A 22,084-nucleotide genomic window follows, 5' to 3' on the forward strand; every position below is an offset into this window, starting at 1 on the left:
CGAATCAAGCGTTGATCCGACCGGGCACGTGACCCCACCTGACATACCCAGGAGACCATCATGTCCCAAGTCATCAACACCAACATCGCGTCGATGAACTCGCAGCGCAATCTCGTGTCTTCCGGATCCTCGCTCGCCAGCTCGCTGCAACGCATTTCCTCCGGCCTGCGCATCAACAGCGCGAAGGACGACGCCGCCGGCCTGGCGATCTCCCAGCGCATGACGGCTCAGATCAAGGGCCTCAACCAGGCCACGCGCAACGCCAACGACGGCATCTCGATGGCGCAAACCGCCGAAGGCGCACTCAACAGCGTCGGCGAATCACTGCAGCGCATGCGCGAGCTCGCGGTGCAGGCCTCCAACGCCACCAACAGCACGGCCGACCGCGCCGCCTTGCAGGGCGAAGTCGATCAGCTCGTCGAACAGATCAACACCGTCGCCAGCCAGACCTCGTTCAACGGCATCAAGCTGCTCGACGGCACCTTCAACTCGCAGTCCTTCCAAGTTGGCGCCAACAAGGGCGAGACGATCAGTATCTCGTCCATCGCCAGTGCGAAGGCGGATTCGCTCGGCGTGGGCACCACCTCCTCCTACCAGACCAAGATCGACGAAGGTGTTGTCAGCAGCGGTCGCATTTCGTCGGGCGGCATCACGGTCAATGGCTACGGAATCGGCCCGAGCGTCGCCGACGGCGTTTCCTACGAATACGCAGCGGTCTCGACTGGAACCGCAGATGTTCCTGCGGTTGCGAGCGAAAGAACTGGGGGAAACATTGGCGCAGTAGGTGCTGCGGACGGCGATGACATCACCTTCGACGTCAATGGATACGAATTTACAGTCACCTTGGCCAACAGCGACAGCATCGCAAACGTGAAAACCAAAGTTTCTGATGCTTTTGATGCAGCGAAGGCGACTGGCGCGGCGGAGCTTCAGAACATCACCCTCGACGACGCGGGCGCAGATTTCGAGTTCAGCAAGTCCGACGGCGGAGCTTTCTCGGTAAGTGCTACGGGATCCGCCGCGCTTCAGACGGCAGTCGGCTTCAACGGCACCCCGAACACAACGGAGACGGGCACCCCTCTTGACGCCGGGCTGGTCGACATCAGCTTCGGCGGCGAAGACCTGAATAACATTAACCTCGGGGACATCGCCGCCGGAACGACTGCGGAAGACGCGGCGAAACAGATGGCGGACACGATCAACACTGCGATCGCTGCCAGCGGTATGAGCGACACCTTCAAGAACTCTGTCAGCGCAAGTGTTGAAAACGGCCGGATCACGATCACCGGACAGGGTGGCGATATCGTTATCGGCGATACGAACGCGGTCGGAATCAAGACGGGCACCGCCTCCGCACAACTCGCCAGCAGTCAGTCGAGCGCTATTTCAAAGGCTGCCGCATTCAATGCGGTGACAGGACAAACCGGCGTCAGTGCGAAGGCAACCGCGACCACCCTGACCGGCGATGCCGTGACGACCGGCGCGATCGCCGGAGACGATGACGACTACATCTCGGTGAATGGCGTCAAGCTTGGCGCCATCGCCCAGGGAGCCAACGCCGCCGCCCAAGCCAATAACACCGCTGCCGCAATCAACGCCGTTTCGAATCAGACCGGCGTTACCGCAACCTTCGACAGCAGCGGGAAAATCACGATGACTGCCGCGGACGGGCGAAACATCGCTCTTGAGACGAAGGGCACCGGGGAAGCCGTCTCCGGCCTGGCATCTGGTACGACTTATGGCGGTTTGACGCTGAACTCAACGAGCGCGAACGGTATTACGCTGGGCGGCGCCGATCTGGCTAAGGCCGGTTTGTCTGATAAAGCAGGAACTAACGCTGCCGACACCACCTTCGGTACCGGCGTGTCGACGATCGACATCTCCACCGCCGACGGCGCGCAAAACGCGATCGCCACCATCGACGCCGCGCTGCAGAACATCAACAGCAGCCGCGCCTCGCTGGGTGCAGTCCAAAACCGGTTTGGCTCTGTCGCATCGAACCTGCAAACCAGTTCGGAGAACGTCTCGGCCGCTCGCAGCCGCATCATGGATGCCGACTTCGCCGCCGAAACCGCGAACCTGAGCCGCGCGCAGATCCTGCAGCAGGCGGGTACCGCGATGCTGTCGCAGGCGAATTCGATTCCGCAGAACGTGCTGTCGCTGCTCCGTTAAACGCTGGTCGAAGGCTAGAAACTGCTCGGCGTGGGGCTCGCAAGGGTCCCGCGCCGTTTCCCATACAGGAGGCACCTCGTGAGCATTCCATCCGTTTCTGGCGGCCCGCCGCCGATCGACCCTGGCCAGGTTGCGGTTCGGCCCAATCCGCCGAAGGATTCCGCTGCCGGCAATTCCCCGATCACCGCCATGGGCGTGGCAGGAGCAATCGAAGGAGCACGCGCTGCTTCATCCGTGGACCCGGCCGACGCGGTGCAACACGCGCGTGCGACTCAGGAACCCGGTCGGGAGACCCTGCTGCAGGCCGTCGAAGAGGTGCGCAACGCGATCAAGCCCGTGGCACAGGATTTGCTTTTCTCGATCGACGACGAGACCGGGCGCACCGTGGTCAAGGTGGTGGACTCGACCACCGACGAGGTGATCCGCCAGATTCCGTCGAAGGAACTGCTGGCCATCTCGAAGGCGCTGGACAAACTGCAGGGTGTGCTGATCAAGCAGGAAGTGTGAGGGCAGCCCCCCAACCGTAAGGAGGCCAACATGGCCCTGACTGCAACCGGACTCGGTTCCGGGCTCGACATCGACGGCATGATTTCGCAGCTGATGTCACTCGAGCGCCGGCCGATTACCCTGCTCGCCACGCGCGAGGCGAGCTTCCAGGCGAAGCTGTCGGCCTTCGGCCAGCTCAAGAGTGGGCTGTCGGCGCTGCAGACGGCAGCCAACGGCCTCAAGGACGCGGCAAAATTTTCCGCCACCAAGGCGACAGTCAGCGCCGACGCCGGCTTCAGCGCCACCTCCGGCACCACTGCCGCCTCCGGCACCTTCGCGGTCGACGTGACGCAGCTCGCGACCACCCAGCGCGTGGCGAGCGACGCCGCCACCGAGTTCGTGCCGGCCGACGGCACCACGACGGCCAGGACATTCGAAATCGAGTTCGGCAAGGTCAGTGGCGGCGCCTTCGACGGGGACGGCACGGTCAAGACGCTGGAATTCACCGGCAGCACCATCGAACAACTGCGCGACGCGATCAATGGCGCCGATATGGGGGTGACCGCCAGCATCATCGACAACGGCAACGCCAGACAGCTCGTGCTCGGCGGCAAGAGCACCGGCAGCGCGCAGGCGTTTCGCATCGGCGGCGATGTGGGGTTGAGCTACGATCCGGCCGCGCCCGCCGGCTCGGCTTCGGTCACCGAAGTGCAGGCGGCGCAGAACGCCAAGCTCAAGGTCGACGGCATCAGTATCGAGCGCGGCACCAATGCCGTGTCCGACGTGCTGGCCGGGGTCACGCTGACGCTCGCCAAGGCCGGCAGCGGCACGCTGACAGTGGGCCAGGACACCAGCGCCGCGCGCAGCGCGATCGACGCCTTCGTCAAGGCCTACAACGATGCGAACAACACCATCAAGGGCCTCACCAACTACGACGCCGACAACCGCAAGGCCTCCACCCTCACCGGCGACGCCACCGCGCGCGGCGCACAGGCGCAGATCCGCAACATCGCGGGCGGTGCATTCAGCGGGCTCGGCAATACCTCACGCCTGTCGGAGATCGGCATCACCTTCCAGAAGGAAGGCGGCTTGGCGATCGATTCCGCCAAGCTAGACGCTGCACTGAAGGATCCGACGCGCGACGTGAGCGCTTTCTTCGCCGGCGCCAGCGGCGTGAAAGGCTTTGCCGAAACGCTCGCCGCTGGTCTCGGCACTTATGTCGATGGCACCGGCCTGATCGCCGGCCGCACCGACGGCATCAGCGCTTCGATCAAGTCCATCGACCGCCAGCGCACGGCGCTCAACACCCGCATGGAAAGCATCGAAGCGCGCTACCGCGCCCAGTTCACCGCGCTCGACACCGCCATGGCGGGCATGACGCAAACCAGCAACTACTTGGCCTCGCAACTCGCCAATCTGCCGCTGAGTGGCTCGAATTAATCTTCGGAAAAACCAGGGAACCCCAACCATGTTCGGCTCATTTGCCAACCGTGCCTCCGCTTATGCCCAAGTCGGCATCGAAACCGGCGTCGCTACCGCCGATCCGCACAAGCTGATACTGATGCTGTTCGACGGCGCGATCCTGTCCATCGCCGCCGCCGCGGCGGCGATGGACGGCAAGGACATCCCCGCCAAGGGGCAAGCCGTGTCGAAGGCTATCGAGATCATCACCAATGGTCTTAAGGCGAGTCTCGACCGGGACCTCGGGGGCGAACTCGTAGACCGACTCGCGGCCCTCTACGATTACATGGCCGAACGGCTGTTGTACGCCAACCTGCACAACAACCGCGCCGCGCTCGATGAAGTCAGCGGCCTGCTGCACAGCCTGCGCGAAGCGTGGGAAGCAATCGTGCCCGAGACAGCTCCCGCGTAAGACCTGCGATCCCATGGACATCCTTCCCCTCTTCGACGCGATGTGCGACCTATCCAACGGCATGGTCGAGGCCGCGCAGGCCAACGACTGGGACCGGCTCGTTGCGCTGGAGCACGAGATGGCGGACATCCGGGCTGAACTGATGCGCATCGCACCGGACGGTCGCCAGGCCGCCGACCTGACCGAAGCGGACGCAGCGCGCAAGGCGTCGCTGATCACCGCGATGCTGCGCAACGACGAGGAGATCCGCCGCCACGTCGAGCCGTGGCTCGCCAGCACGCGCAAGCTGCTCGGCAGTGCGCAGCGCGACCGCGCGGTGCGCAGCGCCTACGGCGCCTTCGGCCCGTAAGGCCGCGGCGCTTTCCGCGGACGGTTTTACGCCGCAGGAGCGACCCCGATGATTCCGTCCGATCTCGCCGCCCGGCTGCGCATGCTCACCGAAGCAAGTTTTTTCGACAGCGAGCCGCCGGTCAGCGGGCCGGCGCGGGTGCGCGAAATCCAGGCGCGGCTGCCGGAGATCGTGCCGGGCCAGCGATTCACCGCGACGCTGGAGCGCGCGCTGCCGGACGGGACGTTCCAGGCGATCGTCGCCGGCAAGCACTACACGCTGGCGCTGAACCATGCGGCGAAATCCGGCGACACGCTCGAACTGATTGCGACGCAGAACACGCCGAAGGCGGTGTTTGCGCAGCTTGCGAACGTCGCGACCGCCCAAACCGGCGCGGACGCCGCCACCCGCCCGACGCTCAGCGCGACCGGGCGGCTGATCGGCTTCCTGCTGACCGGACAACCCGCGTCCACGCCGGCCGCCCTCGCCGGCGGCAAGCCGCTGCTCGATGCGCCGCCGGCCAACGGCGCCGCCACGCTCGCCCCCGCGCTGCGCCAGGCATTGACGCAAAGCGGGCTGTTCTACGAATCCCATCAGCGGCAGTGGCTCGGCGGCAAAATCGACACCGCAGCGCTGCAGTTGGAGCCGCAGGGCCAGCATGCGCCGACACGCGACCCTGCCGGGAACGCGCCGGCGGCGCAGCAGACCGCTACGGCCGGCGAACCGCCGTCGACGCCCGACTCCGGGAGCGCCGCGGCCGGGGCCATGCGTGCGGCTTCCGGCACGGTGTCGAACGCCCAGGGGATCGCGGCGGGCGCCGCCGCTGAAATCGATGAACAGGCGGACATCCGCGGCACCGCAGCGGCACCGAACCCGGCCCGCGCCGCCGCGATACCCGAGCGGCTGATGCCGGTCGTGCACCAGCAGCTCGACGCGATGGCGACGCAGAATTATGTCTGGCACGGCCAGGTGTGGCCGGGCCAGAACGTCGAATGGGAGATCGAGGATCCGCAGCGCGACCAGCGCGGCGACAGCGACGAGGTGGCGGAAAACTGGAACACCACACTGCGCCTGACGCTGCCGCGGCTCGGCGGCATGGAGGCGCATCTCGTCGTGTCGCCGGCCGGTGTCGCGTTGCGCCTCTTGGCCGACGACCCCGGCACGGTCGCGGCGCTCGACGCTGCGCGCGCCGGGCTCGACGATGCGCTGGCCGCGGCGAACCTGCCGCTCACCGGCTTTGTCGCGGAGCGTCGCGATGACGAGGGATGAGTCGACGCAGGGGCCGCCGCAGCTGCCAACGCACCTGTCACACCAGGAAGCGGTCGCGCTGACCTACAGCGCCCATGACGCCGCGCCGCGCGTCGTCGCCAAGGGGCGCGGCCTGATCGCCCGCGAGATCATCGAACGTGCGCGCGAAGCGGGCGTGTTCGTGCACGAATCGCCCGAACTCGTCGGCCTGCTGATGCAAGTCGACCTCGACGCGCGCATCCCGCCCGAACTCTACGTCGCGATCGCCGAGCTGCTGGCATGGCTGTACGCCATCGAGCAGGGGACGAACGCCGGGGTGCGTCCCGCGGAGACCGGCGCGCACCGGTCCGTGCTATAAGAGCCGCTTTCGATTCGACACATTCTGCATGAGCGACCCGAACGAAGGCGCGACCCGCCCCCGCCCGTTGAACCCTGAGGCCTTCTCGCGCTTCGCCGTGCGCGACCCGCGCGAGATCGTCCAGCTGCTCCGGGCGCTGACCGAAAAGCGCGCACTGATCACCGGCCATCTCGACGAGCGCACGTCGTTCATCACGGTCATGCTCGCCCTGGACCGGAACGGCGCGGCCGTCGTCCTCGATGCAGCGCCCGAGGCCGGCATCAACCAACGTGTCGCAGCCGCCCCGGAGCTGATCTGCATGACCCGGCTCGACAACGTCCGCGTGCAGTTTTCGCTCTCCGCGGTCGAAGCGGTCCGCCACGACGGCCAGGCTGCGCTATGTGCGAACCTGCCGACCAGCGTCCTTCGCCTGCAACGCCGCGAGTTTTTCCGGCTCGCCGTGCCCAGATCGGCGCCACCGGTCTGCACGATCGCGCAAAACCAGCTGGACGGACGCAAGAAGATGGTCTCGGTGCGGATACTCGACATCAGCGGCGGCGGGCTCGCGATCCTCGTGCCCCCGCAAGAGCTGCACTTCGAACCCGGCATGGACTTCAACCACTGCACCCTGGTCCTGCCGGAAGGCGAACCCCTTCCGGTCCGGCTCACGGTGCGCAACCTGTTCAACATCAAGCAACCGAACGGCACCCGGGCGCGCCGCGCCGGTTGCCAGTTCGTCGGCCTGTCGAACAGCGTCATGGCACGCCTGCAGCGCTACCTCTTCAAGCTGGAACGCGAGCGGCACGCTCAGGACGCAGGGTGCTGACCCGGTGGGCGGCAAGCCTCGGGTTCAGGCCCTTTTAGTCAGGTCCGCCGCATTGCTGATTTCGTACTTTTTTCTGCCACCAGCCTCGAACAAATACAACCCAAGGTATGTATTTTAACTTTACAAACCTTATTTTGTATTTTACATATACAGCCCACAGGCTGTTAATGTAAAATACAGCTCAAATCCTGTAATCCAGAAGGGGCATGGTTGTGGAGGCAATGATGACTTACCCGATCAAGACGCTAAATCAGCTTCCTCTGGTTCTCAAAGCGTTTCGCAAGGAACAGGGGCTGACCCAGGCGGTCATGGCCGAAAAGCTGGGCATCACCCAGCAAAGCTATGCCTACTTTGAAGCCAAGCCAGCCACAGTCACCCTGGAACGCCTGTTCACGGTACTGCGTCTGTTGAACGTCGATATCTCGCTGGACCGGTCATCCCCGACACCCGCACCGGAGATCGAGGCGCTGCCTGCACAAACCACTGATAGCCGGTCGGCAACGACTCGTACGCGCTCCACCAAGACCACCCCACTTGCCGTACCGTCGAAGAAGAAAGAAAGCTGGTAACCATGGGCCGCCGCGCAAAAACCCAGCGCCTGAACATCTGGATGAATGGCATCCCGGTCGGCTATTGGGAAGCCGGCCGACAGGGAGACCGCCTGGCTTATTTCGATGACTGGCTGAGCGATGAGCAAACCCGCCCATTGTCCCTGTCCCTGCCCTTTTTGCCGGGGAATGCACCCCATCGTGGCGACATGGTCAGCCACTACTTCGATAACCTGTTGCCAGACAGCGATGCGATTCGACGCCGCCTGGCGCAGCGTTACCAGGCAGGCGGCATCGACGCCTTTCAATTGCTGCGCAAACTGGGGCGCGATTGCGTCGGGGCAATACAACTGCTACCCGAAGACGAATCACCCACCGACATCTACGAGATCAATGGCGAAGAACTGACTGTCGCCGCGATCGCACAGCGCTTGCGCAATATCCCTTCGTCCCAAATCCTCGGGCAGCAGGACGACCAAGGTGACCTGCGCCTCTCCATTGCTGGCGCCCAGGAAAAAACTGCCCTGCTCCGTCGCAATGGAAAATGGCTGCTTCCCCATGGCAGCACCCCGACCACGCACATCTTCAAATTGCCTTTGGGGCTGGTTGGCAACATGCAAGCCGACATGCGCAGTTCGATCGAGAACGAGTGGCTGTGCTCAAAGATCCTGGCGGCCTACGGCATTCCCATCGCAAGCTGCGAGATGGCCGTTTTCGAGGACCAGAAAGCCCTCGTCGTCGAACGTTTCGACCGCCTGCCATCCAGTGACGACAGCTGGATCATCCGTTTGCCGCAGGAGGACCTGTGCCAGGCCACGGGCACCTCCCCCCTGCACAAATACCAGGCAGATGGCGGACCGGGGATCACCTCAATCATGGCAATCCTGCTCGGCTCGGAACACGCCGAACAAGACCGGATTCACTTCTTCAAAACGCAAATTCTGTTCTGGTTGCTGGCCGCCACTGACGGTCATGCCAAGAACTTCAGCATCGCCCTCCGGCCTGGCGGGCGCTACCGCGCAACGCCCATCTACGACGTACTTTCAGCACATCCTGTGATTGGCAAAGGCAAGAACCAGATCGCTCCACACAAAGCCAAACTCGCGATGGCGATTCGAGGCAGCGCCAACTATTACCTGATGGACAAAATCCAGCGGCGACACTGGATTGCACAAGCGCAACAAGTTGGGCTCGGAACGGCCATGGCAGAGCACCTGATAGAGGAAGTCATTGGTGCGACAGATACGGTCATCAATGAAGCAGGCAAGTTGCTACCCATTGATTTCCCCATGGATGTTGCGGAATCAATTTTTGAGGGTATGCGCAGGCAATCCGCACGATTAACCACCGAGCCTTGAAGATGGCAGCGCTTTAAACATCCTTGAAAACGAACCCAGGCGCCAATCCAATCGGGATAGGGGCGGTCAGGATACCTGGCCGATCCCCTCCCACACCACCCGGCATGCGGGTCCGCACCGGGCGGTTCGAGCAGTTGAGGTTATGAGAGCCGAGGCACGCCGAGCCGGTCGAAGTCATCTCGTTATACAGGACAAGAGCATTGCCGCGCCGTGGTCAACGCGAGGAAGGCACAGAAATGAAGATCGACACCGAAATCCGCCATGTGACGAAGCCGGGAGCGAACCTCTTCCTGGAGCTTGGCTTCGCGCCCGAAGAGGCCGAACGCTTGCAAGTGGCCTCCCGTAAGCAGATCAACGACATCCAGTTGCTGAAGCAGCAGTTGATGAACGAACTGTCGACCTGGATCGCCGAGCATCACCTAAAACAAGCCGAGGCCGCCGAGATCCTGATGGTCTCGCGTCCGCGCGTGTCCGATGTAGTGAACAAGAAGACGGCCAAATTCACTATCGACACGCTGGTGGAAATGCTCAGCCGCATCGGCAAGCCGGTCAAGCTGGCGATCGGTTGACATCGAGACTCGCCATTCTCTATGAACAGTGCTGAAACTCAAGTTCCTTTCTTTTCCTGAACTTGGCCGAACCGTGAGACCGCTTGAGACGCCGTTAAACCGGCATGTTCATGATGTCCTGATACGCGGTGACCAGCCGGTTGCGCACCTGCACCATCTGCTGGAACGACAGGCTCGCTTTCTGCAGGTTCACCATCACGTCCTGCAGGTTGACGTTCGGGTCGCCGGTGGAGAATTCCTGCGCCATGCCGCGCGCTTCCTGTTGCGCGGCGCTGACGTCCTTGAGCGCCCCTTGCAGCACTTCGGCGAAGTCGACGCCGCCGGCCGCCTGCGCACCCTGTGCCGGCTTGCCGGCCGCGGTCTGCGCCGTGGAGCGCAGCTCGCCGATCATCTGTTCAATTCCGCGCATATCCATGATCTCGACCCCGCAGAGCGAGTGATTGTTGTCCGCAGTCTAGCAGAGCAATCGTCATGCCAACAGCGCCGAATCCGGCCCCACGTCACACCTCGTGCCCGTCGTCACGGTATTGCTGCAGCTTGTATCGCAAGGTCCGTTCCGAGATCCCGAGCCTCTCGACCGCCCGCTTGCGCGAGCCGCCCTGCTCGCGCAGCGTCGCGAGGATGTGCTCGCGTTCCAGGTCCTTCATGTTTACGGGGCGCGGCGGTTCGACCGGGACCCGCGCAGCGGTGCTGGCAAGGCTTCCGATGACCGGGGAAAGACCCGCCGGCAGGAAGGCGGGCGCTGGGCAGGACGCACTGTCCGGCCGGCTTTCCGCGACGCCGGGTGCCGCGGCCCAGTGCGGCAGGCAAAGATGCACGATGTCGGCGCCGATCGTGTCGCGGCTGGCAAGGATCAGCGCGCGCTGCATCGTGTTTTCCAGTTCGCGCACGTTGCCCGGCCAAGCGTGGCGCACGAGCAGGGATTCGGCGTCGGCGAGCAGATGCGCGCTGCGCTTGAGCCGCTCGGCGTGGCGCGCGAGGAAGTGCCGGGCCAGCGGCAGGATGTCGGCGGGCCGTTCGCGCAGGCCGGGGATTGCGAGCGGGAACACGTTGAGGCGGTAATACAGGTCTTCCCTGAAGCGCCCCGCCGCGACCTCCGCCGCCATGTCGCGGTTGCTCGTCGCCACGACGCGGATGTCGAGCTCGACCGGCTTCCTGCCGCCGACGCGCTCGACTTCGCGCTCCTGCAGCACGCGCAGCAGCTTGGCCTGCAGCGCGAGCGGCATCTCGGAGATCTCGTCGAGCAGGATCGTGCCGTCCTGCGCCTGCTCGAACTTGCCCGGCTGCGCCGTCTGGGCGCCGGTGAAAGCGCCTTTTTCGTAGCCGAACAGCGTCGCTTCGAGCAGGTTCTCGGGAATCGCCGCGCAGTTGATCGCGACGAACGGGCCGTCGCGGCGCGCGGAACGGGCGTGGATGTAGCGCGCGAACACTTCCTTGCCGGTGCCGGACTCGCCGGTCAGCAGCACCGTCGCGTCGGTGTCCGCGACGCGCGCGGCGAGCGCCAGCAAGTTGCGCGTGCGGCAGTCCTCGGCGATCGTGTCGTCGGCCGACGGCGGCGTTGCGGCGTAGCGGCGCACATGCGCCAGCAGCACGTCCGGCTCGAACGGCTTCATGAGGAAATCGCACGCCCCGCCGCGCATCGCGGCCACCGCCTTGTCGACGTCGCCGTACGCGGTCATCAGCAGCACCGGCAGCTGCGGCAGGCGGGCGCGCAGTTCGGCGAGCAGTTGCAGGCCGTCCATCGGCTGCATGCGCAGATCGCTGACGACGAGGTGGAACGCCTGGCAGCCGATTTCCTGCAGCGCGCCGGCGCCGCCGTCGACGCCGGTGACGCGGTGGCCGCCGATCTCGAGCGTCAGGCACACGGCGTCGCGCAGCGCGGCATCGTCCTCGACGACGAGGATGTTGATCTGTTCGATCATGAGGTTTCCTTCGATGCCGCTCCCGCAGCGCTGTCATCCGCGCGCAGCAGCGGCAGGCTGAGCGTGAACAGCGAGCCCTTGCCCGGCGTCGATTCGAACGCGATGTCGCCGCCGTGACCCCGCGCGACGCCGCGCGCGATTGCCAGCCCCAATCCGGTGCCTTCGGCGCGCGTCGTGAAGAACGGCTCGAACACCCGGCCCTGCCGTGCCGGTTCGATGCCGCGCCCGTTGTCGGCGACGCGCAAATTCACGAATTCGCCGTCGCGCACCGCGCTGAGCGACACCTCGCCCGCGGCGCCGGTCGCCTGGATTGCGTTCTCGATGAGGTTCGTCAGCGCCCCGCCCAGCGCCTTGCGATCGCCGAGCAGCGTCAGATCGCCGCAGTCGCAGCGCGATATGAACGACAGCTGCCGCGCCCGCGCGAGCGGCTCCAGCGTGTGCACGATTTCGCCGACCAGCTCGCAGATGCCGAAACGCTCGCGGCCGAGGCTGTCGCCGCGGGCGAACAGCAGCATGTCGCGGATGAGCCGCTCCAGGTAGCGCAGGCGCTCGATCGCACGGTCGGCGACTTTCGCGCGATCGGCTGGCCCCAGCTCCGGCTGGCGCAGGTTGCCGGTGTAGAGCAAAGCGGCGGCGAGCGGCGTGCGCAATTGGTGCGCGAGCCCGGCGACCATCTCGCCCATCGCCGCGAGCCGCTCGTTTCGCTCGGCCTGCAGGCGCATGCGGTGGGTGTCGGTGACGTCATGGAGCAGCACGATGCGGCCTTCGCCGGATTCGAGCGCAGTGTCGGACAGCGACACGCGGCGTGCGCCCGGTTCGGTGCCGACGCTCAGCTCGCCCGGCGTCCCGGTGTCGCCGAAGCGGCGCGCGACCGCGTCCCAGCGCTCGCCCGCGAGCCCGCCACCGAGCAGGCTTTCGGCGGCGCGGTTGAACTGCACGATACGCCCGGCCCGATCGAGCATCACGACGCCAGCCGGCAGCGCGCCGAGCAGCACGTCGAGCCGCTCGGTGAGCTGCGACACCTGCCCCTGCAGCGCGTTGTAGGCCGTCGACAGCTCTTCCGAGGCGCGCGAAAACAGCGCGAACGCCTCGGCGAGCTGCGCCGCGTCGAGGCGCTGGCCGGCGATCGGCGGCCGGGGCGCCTCGGATTCGGCCGGCATCGTGACGGAATCGGTTTTCACGACGGGCAGATTAGCCGCCCGGCGGCACCGCGCAACCGGCAAATAGGCGGCAAAAACTGCCGCTTATCCCGCCGGGAAAGTTGCATCCGCGAGCGGACAATGCATCACCCGAAAAAGTCGGACGATTGAAGGACTCGACCATGTCTACCGACGTCACCGCCGTCGCGCGGGAAACGCTGCCGGCACCGCAGCAGGTGTTGCAGCGCTTCAACGAACTCGGTCAGCGCCAGAAGCTCGCGGCGGCCGCGGCCGTCGCGTTTGCGATCGCGGTCGTGGTCGGCGTGTGGCTGTGGAGCCGTGCCCCCGAGTACGCGGTGCTGTTCTCGAATCTCGAGGAACGCGACGGCGGCGCGATCGTCGCCGCGCTGCAGCAGCAGAACGTGCCGTACCGGTTTTCCCCGGGAGGCGGCGCGATCCTGATCCCGTCGCAGATGGTCCATGACGTGCGCCTGCGGCTCGCGGCGCAGGGCTTGCCCAAAGGCGGCCTGGTGGGTTTCGAGCTGATGGAAAACCAGAAGCTCGGCGTGTCGCAGTTCCACGAACAGGTGAATTTCCAGCGCGCGCTCGAAGGCGAACTGGCGCGCACGATCCAGTCGATCGCGTCGGTCGCGTCGGCGCGCGTGCACCTGGCGATTCCGAAACAGTCCGGCTTCCTGCGCGACGAGCAGAAGCCGACCGCCTCGGTGATGGTGAACCTGCACCCGGGGCGCACGATGGACGCGGCGCAGATCGCCGGCGTCGTTCACCTGATCGCGTCGAGCGTGCCGCAGCTCGCGAACGAGCGCGTCAGCGTCATCGACCAGAGCGGCACGCTGCTGACGACGCGTGCCGACCCGCTGCGCAACGCCGGGCTCGACGCGACGCAGCTCAGCTACGTACGCGAAGTCGAGGCGAGCTACATCCGCCGCATCGAGGCGATCCTGACGCCGATCGTCGGCGCCGCCAACTTCAAGGCGCAGGTCACCGCCGACGTCGATTTCAACCAGGTCGAACAGACCGCCGAGACGTACAAGCCGAACCCGTCGCCCGACCAGGCGATCCGCAGCCAGCAGAGCAGCGAACAGGAAACGCGCCAGACGGGTCCGCAGGTGGCCGGGTGCCCTGACGAACCAGCCGCCCGCCCCGGCCACCGCCCCGATCACCAATCCCCGTTCCGGGCACTGCAAACGCCGGCACGCCGTTGAACAGCAACCGTTCCTCGACGCTGAACTACGAGCTCGACCGCACCATCCAGCACACGCGCCAGGCGCTCGGCCAGGTCCGGCGGCTGTCGGTCGCGGTCGTCGTCAATCACCGCGGCGAGACTCTGCCGAACGGCCAGACGCGCGCCGTGGCGCTGACGGATGAGGAGGTCGCGCGGCTCACGAACCTCGTGCGCGAAGCGATGGGCTACAGCCAGGCACGCGGCGACAGCCTGAACGTGTCGAACGCGCCGTTCGCCGCGCCGCAGGAAGAAGCCGAAGCGGCGCTGCCGATGTGGAAGGATCCCGCCATGATCGAACTCGGCAAGGAGTTGCTGAAATACCTCGCGCTCTTCGCCGCGCTCGCCTTCGTGTATTTCGGCGTGATCCGGCCGCTGTTGCGCAGCGTCGCGCCCCCCCCCAAAGAGATCGAGGCGACCGTAGAAGGCGACGACGAGCACGCGCTGCTCAGCGTGTCGGCAGCCCCGCGGATCGAAACCTTCGACGAGAAGCTCGTCCGCGCGAAGGAGCTCGCGCAGTCCGACCCGAAGGTGGTCGCGAACCTGATCAAGGAATGGATGGGTGCGAACGATGAGGCCAAGAAATGAACACCCCTGACGAAGGACTCGCAAAAAGTGCCACGCTGCTGCTCGCGCTGGGTGCGGACCACGCCGCCGAAGTGCTCAAGCTGCTTGGCCCGAAGGAAGTGCAGAAGCTCGGCACCGCGATGGCCGGCCTGCCGTCGCAGCAGCGCACGCGCGTCGAAGCGGTGCTCGACCAGCTCGACGAGCACCGGCTCAAGGGCGCGCCGGTCGAAGCCGACGAAGAGCAGATCCGCGCGATGCTGACCAAGGCGCTGGGCGACGAACGTGCCGGCCACATCATCGCGCGCGTGCTGCAGGGGTCGGACACCGCCGGCATCGAGAGCCTCAAATGGATGGACCCGCTCACCGCCGCCGACCTGATCAAGAACGAGCATCCGCAGATCATCGCGACGATCCTCGTGCACCTCGAATTCGACCAGGCGGGCGAGATCCTGAAGCAGTTTCCCGACCGCCTGCGCAATGACGTGATCCTGCGCATCGCCACCCTCGACGGCGTCCAGCCGACGGCGCTGAAGGAACTCAACGAAGCGCTCGGCCGCATGCTGTCGGGCGCTTCGGCGGTCAAGAAGGCGTCGATGGGCGGCGTGCGCCATGCGGCCGAGATCCTGAACTTCGTCGGCGTCGGCGCGGAAACCGCGGTGCTCGACAACGTGCGCGAATACGACCCGGACCTCGCACAGAAGATCCTCGACGAGATGTTCGTCTTCGAGAACATCATGGACATCGACGACCGCGGCCTGCAGGCGCTGCTGCGCGAAGTGCAGTCGGACTCGCTGGTCACCGCATTGAAGGGCGCGGCGCCCGAACTGCGCGAGAAAGTCTTCAGGAACATGTCCCAGCGCGCGGCCGAAATGCTGCGCGAGGACCTCGAATCGAAAGGTCCGGTGCGCTTGTCCGAAGTCGAGGCCGAGCAGAAGGAGATCCTCAAGATCGTCCGCCGCCTCGCCGAGGAAGGCCAGATCGTGCTCGGCGGCAAGGGGGGCGACGATGCGTTCGTGTAAGCCGTGCGGATCGCGCGATCCGCGCCGCCGGGGTCGGCGATGAGCATTTCACGCCACCAGGCCGTCGGGGCGTACCGCCGCTGGGAGCCGCCCGCCTTCGGCGGCGAGTCCGCGCCCGACGCCGACGCGCCGCGCGCCGCCGACCCGCTCCCCGCCTGCGCCGCCCCACCCCGAACCCGAACCCGCGCCGCCACCCGATCTGCCGCCGGACCCCGAACCGCCGGTCCGCCTGCCGACCGCCGCCGACATCGAGTCGATGTTCGAGGACGCGCGCCGCGACGGACACGAGGCCGGCTACCGCGAAGGCGCCGAACAGGCGCGGCAGGAAGCGATGCGGATCGCCGCGCTCGCCGACGCCCTGGACGAAGCGCTCGCCCGCCTCGATCGCGACGTCGCCGAGGAGCTTGTCGGGCTGGCGATGGAAGTGGCGCGGCGCATGGTCCGCAACGCGCTCGCGGAGCAGCCGGAGGCAGTCATCGAGACGGTGCGCATGGCATTGAACCAGTTGCCGCAGGCGCAGGCCCGCATCCACCTGCATCCCGACGATGTCGCGCTGGTGCGCGCCTATCTCGCCGAGCAGCCCGGACACGGCCACCCGACGCTGATCGACGACGACGCGATCAGCCGCGGCGGCTGCCTCGTGCAGACCGTCGGCAGCCAGCTCGACGCGACGCTCGAAACCCGCTGGCGGCGCGTCCTCGAAACCCTTGGCCGCCCGGACACCGGCTGGCAGGAGTCCGGGCGGTAATGCGCCACGCCGACGCGTGGAGCGCCTACCTGGCCGAGCACCGCGACCTGGCGGCCTCGGCAGCGCCGTTCGAAGTGTCCGGCCGCCTGACCCGCATCAACGGGCTCGTCATGGAAGCGTCCGGCCTCAAGCTGCCGCTGGGCGCCGACTGCCGCATCGTCGCGAGCGGCGGCGGCACTGTCGAGGCCGAAGTGGTCGGCTTCAGCGGCGACCGCCTCTACCTGATGCCGACCGACGACGTGTTCGGGCTCGCGCCCGGCGCGCCGGTGCTGCCGCTCGAAGTCCACCCCTCGCGCCCGACCGTCGGGACCACGTCGCCGCCGCGCCGGCGCACGTCCGATCGCGCCAAGCACCTGCCGGTCGGCGAGAAGCTGCTCGGGCGGGTGCTCGACGGCGCCGGTCGTCCGCTCGACGGGCTCGGCCCGCTCGGCACGACGGACGCCCGCTCCCTGCAGAGCCGCCCGTTCAACCCGCTGACGCGCGCGCCGATCGACACCCCGCTCGACGTCGGCATCCGCGCGATCAACGCGCTGCTGACGGTCGGCCGCGGCCAGCGCCTCGGCCTTTTCGCCGGCTCCGGCGTCGGCAAGTCGGTGCTGATCGGCATGATGGCGCGCTACACGTCGGCCGACGTCATCGTCGTCGGGCTGATCGGCGAACGGGGGCGCGAAGTCAAGGAATTCATCGAGCACAACCTCGGCCCTGAGGGCCGCGCGCGCTCGGTCGTCGTCGCCGCGCCCGCCGACACCAGCCCGCTGATGCGGCTGCAGGGCGCCGCGTACGCGACGACGATCGCCGAATATTTCCGCGACCAGGGCAAGCAGGTGCTGCTGGTCATGGATTCGCTGACGCGCTACGCGATGGCGCAGCGCGAGATTGCGCTGGCGATCGGCGAGCCGCCGGTGACGCGCGGCTACCCGCCGAGCGTGTTCGCGCGTCTGCCGGCGCTCGTCGAGCGCGCCGGCAACGGGCTCGAAGGCAGCGGCTCGATCACCGCGTTCTACACGGTGCTCGCCGAAGGCGACGACCAGCAGGACCCGATCGCCGACTCGGCGCGCGCGATTCTCGACGGCCACTTCGTGCTGTCGCGCTCGCTCGCCGACCAAGGCCACTACCCGGCGATCGACATCGAACAGTCGATCTCGCGTGCGATGCACGGGCTCGTCACGGCCGAGCATTTCGACCTCGTGCGGCGCTTCAAGCAGATGTTCTCGCGCTACCAGCGTGCGCGCGACCTGATCGCGGTCGGCGCCTACCAGGCCGGCTCGGACCCGATGCTCGACCGCGCGGTGGCGATCTACCCGAAACTCGAAAGCTTCCTGCAGCAGCGCATCGACGAACAGGAAACCTGGACGCAGGCGACCGCGAATCTGCGCACTTTGTTCGCCGGCGGGTGACAAGTGGCACGGTTGCGCGCGCCTCCAGGCCGTAGAATGGCGACCCCTCTTCGACCCCGGCCGGGCATGCAAACCCCATTCGCGGCGCCTGATCCGCGTCGCAAACCAATCCGATGAGCCAACCTTTTCCGCTACAGCCTCTGCTGGACCTCACGCAAAACCGCATGGACGACGCGGCGCGCCGGCTCGGCGAGCTGGTCGCCAGCGAGCAGGAAGGCAGCCGCAAGCTCGAGTTGCTGCAGAACTATCGCGCCGAGTATGAATCGCGCTTCCAGGAAACCGCGCGCAACGGCATCAGCCCCGACGCGTGGCGCAACTACAGCGCGTTCATCGGCCGCATCGACGAGGCGATCGCGCTGCAGACGGCGAATGTCGCCAACGCGCACCGCCAGACCGCCGCCGGCCAGCACGCGTGGATGGCGCAGCGGAACAAGGTCAAGGCTTTCGGCACGCTGCAGAAACGTCACGAAACCGATGAGGCCCGCAAAGCCGCGCGCCAGGACCAACGCCAGTCCGACGAGCACGCCGCGAAGCGTTTCCGCGACCGCGACCAGGACGAGGCCGCCGGTATTTGAGCCGCGGTGGCACAAGGCTTGCTGAATCCCGACCAATCGCCCCCATTCGCCACGTCCCCATTCGCCGCGGAAGAGAACCCGACATGCCGGATCCCCTGTTGAACAAGCTGCTCCTGACGCCCGCACCTGCTGCCGCGGCAAGTTCCGGCCGGCCCTCGCCCGCTGCGGGCGCCTCCGGGAGCGCGTTCGGCGACAGCTTTTCGAATGCGCTCGAACGGCGGATGAGTGCGGCCGAGCGCGAGCCTGTACGCACACGACCCGCCGCCACCGGGCCTTCGCCCGAGCGCCCGGAAGCACCGCCACCCCGGGACCGGAGCCGGGACCAGGGCCGGGAACTCCGCCGGGAGGAGATACGGCGACCGCGGACCGGGCGCAGGAGGTTCCGCACGGCATCGGCCGCGACGCGCCCGCCGAAGCCGCGAGTGCCACATCCGGCGACGACAGCGGAGCAGGCTGCGAGGATCGGGCGAGCGCTGCGGATGTCCAGCAGCCGGCCTCGTCGCTCGCGCCCGCAGCCGAAAGCATCGTCACAGGCGAAAGCGCAGCCCCGCCGGCCGATGCAGCACTCACGGCAAGCTTTGCCGGGCTCGTGCCCGGTCCTGCCGCCGTGACCGCCGGGGTTGCCGCCGGGGTTGCCGCCGGGGTTGCCGCCGGGGTTGCCGCCGGGGTTGCCGCCGGGGTTGCCGCCGGGGTTGCCGCCGGGGTTGCCGCCGGGGTTGCCGCAGCGGCCGGCGACGAGGCCGTTTCGGCGCCCGTGCTGCAGGACGGCACCGAACGCGGCTCTGCAGCGCCGCTGCTTGAAAAACTGATTGCCGAAGCCACCGCCGCGACGGGCGAGGCGCATGCCGGAGCCGGCGAGCGCCTCAAAGTTGCCGGCCGATCCCCGCAAGGAGATGCGAATCCCGGTTTGGCCGCTGTACTGCCGGGGCGCGTCGAAGTGCAACTTCCCGACCCTGCCGGAGCGATTCCCGGCCCACCGGCCGACGCGCCCGCCACCGGTGGCCCCACCACCGGTGTGCCCGGCGCCGGGTTCAACGCGGCCGTGCGCAGCGAACCCGTGTCACAGCTGCCGGTACACACGCCCGCCGGCCAGCAGCGCGCGTGGGCCGAGGAGGTCGGAAATCGCGTGGTGTGGCTCGTCGGACGCAACGAGTCGAAGGCCGAGCTCGTCCTCACACCGCCACAGATGGGCAAACTCGAAGTCTCCATTCACGTCAGCGGCGACCAGACAGTCGCCCATTTCGTCGCCGCGACGTCCGCGGCACGCGACGCCCTCGAACAGGCGATGCCGCGCCTGCGCGAGATGATGCAGCAGGCCGGCATCAGCCTCGGCGAGACCAGCGTCGGCACATCGGGCGGGCAGCAAGCCGGCCAGGAAAGCTCGTCCGGACGCCACGCGCGAGGCCCTGCATCCGGCACCGCATCCGGCGGGGCTGAAACCGGTGCGACGGCACCGATATCCGTCGACTGGTCGCGCGTCGGCACGGGAAGGGTCGATACCTTTGCTTGAAGCGTCTGAATTGCGGGCGCTGTACCCCACTTTTCGGCCCTTCGCGGGACGTCCGCCGCGCACATACTCTCAATTGTCGACACTGGAGAAATGATTCATGGCTAAGGCTCCCCCTGCCGCCCCGGCAGATGCAGCAGCAGCGGAACCTGCACAGGTGCGCAGACGACCGAAGAAGCTCGTGATCATTGTCGTTGTGCTGGCCGTGATCCTCCTCTTGCTGGCTGCAGGAGTCGTCGGCCTGCTGATGCTGAAGAAAAATAACGCCGGGGCTGACGAACACGCCGAGGAGCACGTCGCCGCCCCGGTCTTCGACCTGAGCAAGCCGCCGACTTTCATCGCGCTCGAACCGTTCACCGTCAACCTTTCCCCCGGAGAGGGCGAGCGCTATCTCCAGGTCGTGCTGGCGTTGCGGATCGCGGACGCGAAAACCGGCGAAAGCCTGAAGGGCTTCATGCCCTCGATACGGCACGAGATCAACCTGTTGCTCACCGGCAAGCTGCCGTCCGAACTTTCGACACCCGAAGGTCGCGAAGCGCTCGCCGACGAGATCGTCGAACGCACCAACAGCACGCTCGGCGCCCCGCCGTCCAAAGGCGGCCGCGGGAACGGACCGGCCGGCCCGATTCAGGCTGTGCTCTTCGACTCGTTCATCATCCAGTAGGAGAAACGGCGGCGATGTCTTCCGATTTTCTGTCCCAGGATGAAGTCGACGCCCTGCTGAAAGGCGTCGCCGGGGAACCGGAGGAACTCGAAGAGGATGCCGTCGAGCCGGGAGGCGTGCGACCGTACAACCTCGCGACGCAGGAACGCATCGTCCGCGGGCGCATGCCGACGATGGAGCTGATCCACGAGCGCTTCGCCCGCTACCTGCGCATCGGGTTGTTCAACTACATGCACCGCAACGCCGAAGTCTCGGTCGGGCCGGTGAAGGTGCAGAAATACGGCGAATTCGTCCGCAACCTCGTCGTGCCGACGAACCTCAACCTGGTGCTGGCGAAACCGCTGCGCGGCACCGGACTTGTGGTGTTCGACCCGAACCTGGTGTTCCTCGTCGTCGACAACATGTTCGGCGGCGACGGCCGCTTCCATTCGCGCGTCGAAGGGCGCGATTTCACGCCGACCGAGCAGCGCATCATCCAGGGCATGCTCGGCGTCGTGTTCGCCGAATACTCGCGCGCGTGGGCACCGGTGTTCAAGCTCGAGATGGAATACGTGCGCTCGGAGATGAACTCCCAGTTCGCGAACATCGCGACGCCGTCCGAGATCGTCATCTCGGCGAGCTTCTCGCTGGAGTTCGGCGGCTCGCAGGCGGACATGCACGTGTGCTTCCCGTACTCGATGGTCGAACCGATTCGCGACCTGCTGTACTCGACGATGCAGAGCGACCACCTGACCCAGGACAACCGCTGGATCAAGCTGCTGACACGGCAGCTGCAGGCGGCCGACGTCGAACTCGTCTGCAATCTCGGCAGCGCGCGAATCTCGCTGCGCGATATCGTCAACATGCGCGTCGGCGACGTGATCCCGATCGACATCCCGGAACACGTGCACGGCGAGGTCGACGGCACGCCGATCCTCGAACTGGGCTACGGCCGGCAGGGCGCCAAGTACGCCGTGAAGGTCGAACGCTTCCTCGCCGGCGACAATGCCGACCACCCACCACTCGGAGGCCACCATGGCTGAGCACGACAACGATGGCCAGATCACCGAGGACGACTGGGCCGCGGCGATGATGGAGCAGTCCGCGACGGAAACCGGCGCGGACGCCGAAGCGCGGCGCGTGACGGCCGACCTCGCGGCCGCAGCGGCGGCTGACTCGCCCTACCAGGCGAAGCCGGCCAGCCACCTGTTCCCCGACTTCGGCGCACCCGGCCCGCGCTCGGGCGGGCTGAACGATTTCGACATGATCCTCGACATTCCCGTCCAGCTGACCGTCGAACTCGGGCGTACGAAGATCTCGATCCGCAACCTGCTGCAGCTCGCCCACGGGTCAGTCGTCGAGCTCGACGGCCTCGCCGGGGAACCGATGGACGTGCTCGTCAACGGCACGCTGATCGCCCAGGGCGAAGTCGTCGTCGTCAACGACAAGTTCGGCATCCGCCTGACCGACATCATCACGCCGGCCGAACGGATGCGGAAAATCCGCAGCTGACGGCAGCGGCAAAACGCCCTCGCATCACGACCCGGCGCCCGGCTGTTCCGGCCGGCAGCGCCTGGGC

At 66.6% G+C, this 22,084-nt stretch carries 22 protein-coding genes and 1 pseudogene; 20 read left to right on the forward strand and 3 right to left on the reverse strand.

The features are described 5' to 3' along the window. Nucleotides 1–60: 60 nt before the first annotated feature. The 11 genes from GO606_RS19715 to GO606_RS19765 all read left to right on the forward strand — a co-directional run bounded on the left by GO606_RS19715 (nt 61) and on the right by GO606_RS19765 (nt 9,745). Nucleotides 61–2,172: a flagellin N-terminal helical domain-containing protein gene (locus tag GO606_RS19715; protein WP_169116716.1), complete on the forward strand. Its 2,112-nt coding sequence runs from the start codon at nt 61–63 to the stop codon at nt 2,170–2,172. A gap of 78 nt (nt 2,173–2,250) precedes the next feature. Then, nucleotides 2,251–2,679 carry a flagellar protein FlaG gene (locus GO606_RS19720; RefSeq protein ID WP_246979768.1) on the forward strand — a complete coding sequence of 143 codons (429 nt, stop codon included), beginning with the start codon at nt 2,251–2,253 and terminating at the stop codon, nt 2,677–2,679. Nucleotides 2,680–2,709: 30 nt separating this feature from the next. Further along, nucleotides 2,710–4,098 (forward strand): flagellar filament capping protein FliD, encoded by a 1,389-nt coding sequence (fliD, locus tag GO606_RS19725; protein WP_169116715.1) that lies wholly within the window; start codon nt 2,710–2,712, stop codon nt 4,096–4,098. Between the two features lie 28 nt (nt 4,099–4,126). Then, the gene (gene fliS / locus GO606_RS19730; protein WP_169116714.1) at nt 4,127–4,531 is read left to right on the forward strand and encodes a flagellar export chaperone FliS; all 405 of its coding nucleotides are present in this window, start codon (nt 4,127–4,129) and stop codon (nt 4,529–4,531) included. Nucleotides 4,532–4,544: 13 nt separating this feature from the next. Next, a complete protein-coding gene (locus GO606_RS19735) occupies nt 4,545–4,880 on the forward strand; it encodes a flagellar protein FliT (RefSeq protein WP_246979770.1) in 336 nt (111 codons plus the stop codon). Between the two features lie 48 nt (nt 4,881–4,928). After that, nucleotides 4,929–6,128, forward strand: a complete 1,200-nt coding sequence (fliK, locus tag GO606_RS19740; RefSeq protein WP_169116713.1) for a flagellar hook-length control protein FliK — start codon at nt 4,929–4,931, stop codon at nt 6,126–6,128. Next, nucleotides 6,115–6,465, forward strand: coding sequence for an EscU/YscU/HrcU family type III secretion system export apparatus switch protein (locus GO606_RS19745; RefSeq protein ID WP_169116712.1), 351 nt, complete (start codon nt 6,115–6,117; stop codon nt 6,463–6,465). Before fliK ends, GO606_RS19745 begins: the two co-directional genes overlap by 14 nt. Nucleotides 6,466–6,493: 28 nt before the next feature. Continuing rightward, nucleotides 6,494–7,270 (forward strand): flagellar brake protein, encoded by a 777-nt coding sequence (locus GO606_RS19750; RefSeq protein WP_169116711.1) that lies wholly within the window; start codon nt 6,494–6,496, stop codon nt 7,268–7,270. A 221-nt stretch (nt 7,271–7,491) separates the two neighbouring features. After that, nucleotides 7,492–7,839 carry a helix-turn-helix domain-containing protein gene (locus GO606_RS19755; protein ID WP_246979772.1) on the forward strand — a complete coding sequence of 116 codons (348 nt, stop codon included), beginning with the start codon at nt 7,492–7,494 and terminating at the stop codon, nt 7,837–7,839. Nucleotides 7,840–7,841: 2 nt separating this feature from the next. Next, a complete protein-coding gene (locus GO606_RS19760; protein WP_169116709.1) occupies nt 7,842–9,176 on the forward strand; it encodes a type II toxin-antitoxin system HipA family toxin in 1,335 nt (444 codons plus the stop codon). Between the two features lie 236 nt (nt 9,177–9,412). Further along, a complete protein-coding gene (locus tag GO606_RS19765; protein WP_169116708.1) occupies nt 9,413–9,745 on the forward strand; it encodes a helix-turn-helix domain-containing protein in 333 nt (110 codons plus the stop codon). A 94-nt stretch (nt 9,746–9,839) separates the two neighbouring features. On the opposite strand, the gene fliE is transcribed toward GO606_RS19765, so the two are convergent. From fliE to GO606_RS19780, 3 genes are all read right to left on the reverse strand, one after another. Then, nucleotides 9,840–10,160 carry a flagellar hook-basal body complex protein FliE gene (gene fliE, locus GO606_RS19770; protein ID WP_169116707.1) on the reverse strand — a complete coding sequence of 107 codons (321 nt, stop codon included), beginning with the start codon at nt 10,158–10,160 and terminating at the stop codon, nt 9,840–9,842. 85 nt (nt 10,161–10,245) lie between these two features. Continuing rightward, on the reverse strand, nt 10,246–11,667 hold the full coding sequence (locus GO606_RS19775) for a sigma-54-dependent transcriptional regulator (RefSeq protein ID WP_169116706.1): 1,422 nt from the start codon (nt 11,665–11,667) through the stop codon (nt 10,246–10,248). After that, a complete protein-coding gene (locus tag GO606_RS19780; protein WP_169116822.1) occupies nt 11,664–12,827 on the reverse strand; it encodes a sensor histidine kinase in 1,164 nt (387 codons plus the stop codon). The genes GO606_RS19775 and GO606_RS19780 overlap by 4 nt, the downstream gene beginning before the upstream one ends. A 161-nt stretch (nt 12,828–12,988) precedes the next feature. Here GO606_RS19780 and fliF point away from each other — a divergent pair. The 9 genes and pseudogenes from fliF (at nt 12,989) to fliN (ending at nt 22,017) form a co-directional block, all read left to right on the forward strand. After that, nucleotides 12,989–14,637, forward strand: a pseudogene (gene fliF, locus GO606_RS19785) (flagellar basal-body MS-ring/collar protein FliF). Further along, on the forward strand, nt 14,634–15,635 hold the full coding sequence (gene fliG / locus GO606_RS19790) for a flagellar motor switch protein FliG (RefSeq protein ID WP_169120895.1): 1,002 nt from the start codon (nt 14,634–14,636) through the stop codon (nt 15,633–15,635). The pseudogene fliF and the gene fliG overlap by 4 nt, the downstream one beginning before the upstream one ends. Before the next feature lie 256 nt (nt 15,636–15,891). Further along, nucleotides 15,892–16,383: a FliH/SctL family protein gene (locus GO606_RS19795; RefSeq protein WP_246979774.1), complete on the forward strand. Its 492-nt coding sequence runs from the start codon at nt 15,892–15,894 to the stop codon at nt 16,381–16,383. Further along, a complete protein-coding gene (gene fliI / locus GO606_RS19800; RefSeq protein WP_169119973.1) occupies nt 16,383–17,780 on the forward strand; it encodes a flagellar protein export ATPase FliI in 1,398 nt (465 codons plus the stop codon). The genes GO606_RS19795 and fliI overlap by 1 nt, the downstream gene beginning before the upstream one ends. Nucleotides 17,781–17,893: 113 nt before the next feature. Beyond that, complete coding sequence (gene fliJ / locus GO606_RS19805; protein ID WP_169119975.1) at nt 17,894–18,355, forward strand: flagellar export protein FliJ; 462 nt, start codon at nt 17,894–17,896, stop codon at nt 18,353–18,355. Nucleotides 18,356–18,944: 589 nt separating this feature from the next. After that, nucleotides 18,945–19,865 (forward strand): flagellar hook-length control protein FliK, encoded by a 921-nt coding sequence (locus GO606_RS19810; RefSeq protein ID WP_246979776.1) that lies wholly within the window; start codon nt 18,945–18,947, stop codon nt 19,863–19,865. 97 nt (nt 19,866–19,962) lie between these two features. Beyond that, nucleotides 19,963–20,526 (forward strand): flagellar basal body-associated FliL family protein, encoded by a 564-nt coding sequence (locus tag GO606_RS19815; protein ID WP_169119978.1) that lies wholly within the window; start codon nt 19,963–19,965, stop codon nt 20,524–20,526. A 14-nt stretch (nt 20,527–20,540) separates the two neighbouring features. Further along, nucleotides 20,541–21,548 (forward strand): flagellar motor switch protein FliM, encoded by a 1,008-nt coding sequence (gene fliM, locus GO606_RS19820; RefSeq protein ID WP_169119980.1) that lies wholly within the window; start codon nt 20,541–20,543, stop codon nt 21,546–21,548. Beyond that, nucleotides 21,541–22,017, forward strand: a complete 477-nt coding sequence (fliN, locus tag GO606_RS19825; protein ID WP_169119982.1) for a flagellar motor switch protein FliN — start codon at nt 21,541–21,543, stop codon at nt 22,015–22,017. The genes fliM and fliN overlap by 8 nt, the downstream gene beginning before the upstream one ends. Nucleotides 22,018–22,084 lie beyond the last annotated feature (67 nt).

It is taken from the genome of Aromatoleum anaerobium (assembly GCF_012910705.2).
In the GTDB taxonomy this organism is placed as follows: Bacteria; Pseudomonadota; Gammaproteobacteria; order Burkholderiales; family Rhodocyclaceae; genus Aromatoleum; species Aromatoleum anaerobium.

What these genes read in the sequence shown, in the direction of transcription:
- fliI (WP_169119973.1), top strand. Translation starts at nt 16,383, where the DNA reads ATGCGCCACGCCGACGCGTGGAGCGCCTACCTGGCCGAGCACCGCGAC.
- GO606_RS19815 (WP_169119978.1), top strand. Translation starts at nt 19,963, where the DNA reads ATGGCTAAGGCTCCCCCTGCCGCCCCGGCAGATGCAGCAGCAGCGGAA.
- GO606_RS19795 (WP_246979774.1), top strand. Translation starts at nt 15,892, where the DNA reads ATGTTCGAGGACGCGCGCCGCGACGGACACGAGGCCGGCTACCGCGAA.
- GO606_RS19775 (WP_169116706.1), bottom strand. Translation starts at nt 11,667, where the DNA reads ATGATCGAACAGATCAACATCCTCGTCGTCGAGGACGATGCCGCGCTG.
- GO606_RS19750 (WP_169116711.1), top strand. Translation starts at nt 6,494, where the DNA reads ATGAGCGACCCGAACGAAGGCGCGACCCGCCCCCGCCCGTTGAACCCT.
- fliJ (WP_169119975.1), top strand. Translation starts at nt 17,894, where the DNA reads ATGAGCCAACCTTTTCCGCTACAGCCTCTGCTGGACCTCACGCAAAAC.
- fliM (WP_169119980.1), top strand. Translation starts at nt 20,541, where the DNA reads ATGTCTTCCGATTTTCTGTCCCAGGATGAAGTCGACGCCCTGCTGAAA.
- fliN (WP_169119982.1), top strand. Translation starts at nt 21,541, where the DNA reads ATGGCTGAGCACGACAACGATGGCCAGATCACCGAGGACGACTGGGCC.
- fliG (WP_169120895.1), top strand. Translation starts at nt 14,634, where the DNA reads ATGAACACCCCTGACGAAGGACTCGCAAAAAGTGCCACGCTGCTGCTC.
- GO606_RS19715 (WP_169116716.1), top strand. Translation starts at nt 61, where the DNA reads ATGTCCCAAGTCATCAACACCAACATCGCGTCGATGAACTCGCAGCGC.
- GO606_RS19765 (WP_169116708.1), top strand. Translation starts at nt 9,413, where the DNA reads ATGAAGATCGACACCGAAATCCGCCATGTGACGAAGCCGGGAGCGAAC.
- GO606_RS19735 (WP_246979770.1), top strand. Translation starts at nt 4,545, where the DNA reads ATGGACATCCTTCCCCTCTTCGACGCGATGTGCGACCTATCCAACGGC.
- GO606_RS19755 (WP_246979772.1), top strand. Translation starts at nt 7,492, where the DNA reads ATGATGACTTACCCGATCAAGACGCTAAATCAGCTTCCTCTGGTTCTC.
- GO606_RS19780 (WP_169116822.1), bottom strand. Translation starts at nt 12,827, where the DNA reads ATGCCGGCCGAATCCGAGGCGCCCCGGCCGCCGATCGCCGGCCAGCGC.
- fliK (WP_169116713.1), top strand. Translation starts at nt 4,929, where the DNA reads ATGATTCCGTCCGATCTCGCCGCCCGGCTGCGCATGCTCACCGAAGCA.
- GO606_RS19760 (WP_169116709.1), top strand. Translation starts at nt 7,842, where the DNA reads ATGGGCCGCCGCGCAAAAACCCAGCGCCTGAACATCTGGATGAATGGC.
- fliD (WP_169116715.1), top strand. Translation starts at nt 2,710, where the DNA reads ATGGCCCTGACTGCAACCGGACTCGGTTCCGGGCTCGACATCGACGGC.
- fliE (WP_169116707.1), bottom strand. Translation starts at nt 10,160, where the DNA reads ATGGATATGCGCGGAATTGAACAGATGATCGGCGAGCTGCGCTCCACG.
- GO606_RS19745 (WP_169116712.1), top strand. Translation starts at nt 6,115, where the DNA reads ATGACGAGGGATGAGTCGACGCAGGGGCCGCCGCAGCTGCCAACGCAC.
- fliS (WP_169116714.1), top strand. Translation starts at nt 4,127, where the DNA reads ATGTTCGGCTCATTTGCCAACCGTGCCTCCGCTTATGCCCAAGTCGGC.